Below are 3,620 nucleotides of genomic sequence, written 5' to 3' on the forward strand. Positions count from 1 at the left end.
ACATATGAAAACACTTTTTCCCATAAATTTCTTTAAAAGAGAGATTAAAGGCTTCATAAAATTTCTGATTGGCACCCATCAAAATTTTATCAGGAGAAATAATAATACTGGGATATGACAGGGAATCAAATATCCTCAACCGCCAATACATTTCATCTGCTGACATGTCCAAATCTTTGCTCACGCTATTTTATCCTCAAACCATTCCCTATTCTCAAAAATTCTGGTCTTAAAATTCAATCTCCACCCTGCTGCTGCCACTTCTTCACTGATATCAGTATGGAATTTCAAAAACATCCTTTAATGCATTTTTCGCTTCTTTCCCAAAGCCTTCAGGCAGAACAATCCCAATACTGGCCCCTGTACAGCCTGTCTGTAAAACCGGAATGGCTCTTTGGGAAAGACAATTTAATGCCCTGCTGATAATACTATGCCTGTCACCGAAATGAGGCCCGTGGAAACTGAGCAATTCTGCACTACAGGTTTGACGGGCAGGGATACTTATGGATTTTCCTGTCAATAAAAACAGGTGTGTTTGTGCAGGCGTTGCCATATAAGCGGATATATAAAAAAATTTATCTTCTTTATCCTGCATGGGCTGGATCTTTTGCCCGTATTCAGCCAGTTGGTCAAAGGAAAACAAATAAGAGCAAAGACTCAAATCAGGCACCAGTGTAATCCCGTAGGTCTTTATTTTTTTTTCCATGTATGTTGCACGGGTCTCAGGATACCTTCTTTTCAAAAATTCAGTCTGTTCAACATTTTCCTCCTGCTCAAAGGGGACATGGGATGGGGGCAGATCAAAATTCTCAGAAATAATATCAATCACAGCATCACAATCTGTTTGATCAATAATAAATGTCAGCATTGCATTTGAAGAAATAAGATTTTGAAATGATATTTTCTGACTTCCCAGAAGATATAGGAAAAAACCCAATGGTTGCAACCTGTAATGGTGGGGATATATGGCTATACTGCAAACATCTCTGTGGTAATCCCATGATTCGTCCTGACAAGACACCTTTTTGAGATCTTGTGAAGCAATTGTTCCTGAAACAAATGATTTACTATTATCAATGGCACCCAGGGTCATGGACACCATGTTGACCCCGTTGGATGCCAGGGCCTGATAGAGTGGCACACAGGACTGATCCTGGCCGCCAATATATGCCTGGGTTACCTGAACAAAATTTTTGTTGAGACGAATCCCATTTATTTTTACTTGGTCCATCATCCCAAAATCCGATAATACCACATATCTAAAATGGCGGGAAGGATAAGAATCGCTCTCCCGCCAGGATATCGTTCCATACTGCTATTGACAATGGTCTTTAACGATCTCCATTAATTTATCCAGATCAATGGGTTTTGGAATATAATCGTCCGCCAAAGTTGTTTTACCGTCATGATGAGTATAACTGGTTGTTTTTACCGAATCAGCCACAGCAGTCAAAAGTACAACAATAATATCTTTTAGATCATCACTGTTTTTAATATCATCACAGACTTCCCAGCCATTCTTTCTTGGCATCATTACATCAAGAATAACAAGGACGGGTCTTTCTTCTTTTATCTTTTCCATGGCTTCTTCGCCGTCATAAGCTGTAGCAACCCTGTACTCCAATGCTTCCAACTTCATAGAAACCGCTTCCACCAGATCGGGATCATCGTCTACGACTAAAATAAGTTGTTTCTCACTCATTGTTATTACTCCTTTTTAATTGCCCCTTTTTATAATTATCAGGATTCTTTTTATTCCTATAGCACAGGTCTGGGGAACAATCCCGCTTTTTCTACAATTTGGGGAACCTTTTCTTCCCATTCAATGGCCATAATATGAAATCCGTGTACACCCTTAACTTCCTTTAACCTTTCAATGGATTCTATGGCTATTTTTATACCCTCTTCAGGCTGCTCTTCTTTGGATACCCCTTCCATACGTTTAATAACTTCATCAGGCACATCCATGCCCGGCACCTTGTTTTTCATATATCTTGCCATGCCGGCGGATTTCATGGGAGTAATCCCGGCTAAGAGATGCACTTGTTGATCAAGACCTCTGTCACAAACCATTTCCATATATTTTTCAAACTTATCCAAATTAAAAATGCACTGGGTCTGGATAAAATCCGCGCCTGCTTTTACTTTTTTGGCAAGACGCATGACCCTGAGTTCAAAAGGATCGGCAAAGGGATTGGCTGCAGCCCCGATAAACATTTTTGGCGGGGATTTAATATCTGCACCGCCCTGGAACTTGCCTTCATCTCTCATTTTTCTCACGGTCTGAACCAGTTGAATGGAATCCAAATCAAAGACCCCATTTGCCATGGGATGATCACCGAATTTCACATGATCCCCGGACAAACACATCATGGTATTAATACCCATGGAATAGGCACCAATAATATCACTCTGCATGGCCAGACGGTTCCGGTCCCTTGTTACCATCTGCAAAATGGGATCCAATCCCATCTGTTTAATAATTACACCACCTGCCCAGCTGGACATTCTCACCATGGCGGTCTGATTGTCTGTTACATTGATAGCATCAACATGATCTTTAATAAGACTGGCCTTTTCTTTTACCTTTTCAGGAATTGCACCGCGGGGAGGACCGACTTCAGAGGTCACCGCAAGGGCTCCTGATGCCAATACTTTTTCCAGTTTACTTTCAGTCTTCATAATGACAAATCCTCCCTGATTATTTTTCTAGGCCCGCCGCCTCCGGCAGGTCGCCAGTCTTTTGCTTCCATAATTTCTTCATACCGTTTTTCCATTCCAAGGGCCTTTAATCTTTCCCAGATCAAACACCAGGCACATTCAACATCCGGAGAAATTTCACACATGCCGTTGGAAGTCCCGCCGCAGGGGCCGTTGAGCAGCTGTTTGGAACATCTTGCCACCGGACAGATACCACCGGTGATACCCAGCAGGCAGTCCCCGCATCCCCGGCATCTTTCCGCCCAGATCCCCTGGGATTCCGACGCTCCCATAAATTTGGTATTGACGGCAGGAAACACGGGTTTTTCCTTATACCTTTCTGCAATGGTCTGTACACCACATCCGCAGGCCATGGAAAGGATGGCATCCGCTCTGTCAATTTCAGACACGAGTTCTTCCACATATTCAGGGTCACATTGTCTTTCAAGTGTAAGTTCCTTAATATCAATGGTCCTGCCCTGTTTTAAAAAATGCAGGTGAAGGGCTGATGCCAAAAGTCCGACTTCTTTTCTTCCACCGGCTGCGCATACGGTCACGCATTCATTACAACCCACCAGAAGAATCCGGTCATAGGGTGAAATATATTCTATGATTTCCTTTAAAGGTTTTTGCTCTGCTGTTATCATATTTTTGTCTCCGAAGTTTTAATCATCAGCTGACTGCCTTTTGATTTTTATCTTTGTTGATTATTTTAATGGGATTGGGTCCCAGTTGTTTAATTTTTTGAGTGAATTCCAGCGCAGTACGGGCAAAAAATTCACCCATTCCAGCTGACATATTAATCATTGCCACCCGTTCGGGTTCCCATCCTAACTCTTCCAGGTATTTTTGTACATGTTCCACCCTGTATCTTGCCCGGGTATTTCCATTTTTAAAATGGCAGTCCCCTTCAAGGCATC

General features: G+C 42.3%; 5 protein-coding genes and 1 pseudogene. All 6 read right to left on the bottom strand.

What is annotated here, in order from left to right:
- Positions 1 to 184, bottom strand: a pseudogene (locus K8S13_RS24045) (PAS domain-containing sensor histidine kinase); the annotation flags it as partial.
- 90 nt (positions 185 to 274) lie between these two features.
- Complete coding sequence (locus K8S13_RS24050; protein WP_291466267.1) at positions 275 to 1,234, bottom strand: hypothetical protein; 960 nt, start codon at positions 1,232 to 1,234, stop codon at positions 275 to 277.
- Between the two features lie 81 nt (positions 1,235 to 1,315).
- Positions 1,316 to 1,702 carry a response regulator gene (locus tag K8S13_RS24055; protein ID WP_291466268.1) on the bottom strand — a complete coding sequence of 129 codons (387 nt, stop codon included), beginning with the start codon at positions 1,700 to 1,702 and terminating at the stop codon, positions 1,316 to 1,318.
- A 56-nt stretch (positions 1,703 to 1,758) separates the two neighbouring features.
- The gene (locus K8S13_RS24060) at positions 1,759 to 2,682 is read right to left on the bottom strand and encodes a methylenetetrahydrofolate reductase (protein ID WP_291466269.1); all 924 of its coding nucleotides are present in this window, start codon (positions 2,680 to 2,682) and stop codon (positions 1,759 to 1,761) included.
- Positions 2,679 to 3,347, bottom strand: a complete 669-nt coding sequence (locus tag K8S13_RS24065; RefSeq protein ID WP_291466270.1) for a methylenetetrahydrofolate reductase C-terminal domain-containing protein — start codon at positions 3,345 to 3,347, stop codon at positions 2,679 to 2,681. Before K8S13_RS24065 ends, K8S13_RS24060 begins: the two co-directional genes overlap by 4 nt.
- 25 nt (positions 3,348 to 3,372) lie before the next feature.
- Positions 3,373 to 3,620 (bottom strand): hydrogenase iron-sulfur subunit (locus K8S13_RS24070; protein ID WP_291466271.1); only part of this gene is annotated, 248 nt, incomplete at its 5' end.

It is taken from the genome of Desulfobacula sp. (genome assembly GCF_021107415.1).